Raw genomic sequence first — 278 nt, forward strand, 5'->3', positions numbered from 1 at the left:
GTCTACATCAATCGGCAAGTCACCAGCGACCTTTCTTGGTTCAAAGCAATTCTTCCCAAAGCCATTGGTGTTCGTTTCGTGGACCAGGGGAGATGGGATCCCGAAGAAGCAGACATCAACGTCTGGACTGATGCAGCCCTCCGTGGTGGTATGTCATTCATTTTTCATCAGTCTGCGTTCGTATATGAGTGCCCGAGCGATATGTCCCAATCGGACCACCCTGACATTCTCTTCTTTGAGATGTTCGCTATTGTTTCTGCTCTTGCCCATTTTGCTTC

General features: G+C 48.9%; 1 protein-coding gene. It reads left to right on the forward strand.

Annotation, left to right across the window (positions count from 1 at the left end):
- On the forward strand, positions 1 to 278 hold a 278-nt coding region (locus ACLJNW_RS24645; protein ID WP_410961280.1), incomplete at both ends, for a hypothetical protein.

This window comes from Salmonella sp. SAL4457 (genome assembly GCF_046548235.1).
GTDB lineage: Bacteria > Pseudomonadota > Gammaproteobacteria > Enterobacterales > Enterobacteriaceae > Salmonella > Salmonella enterica.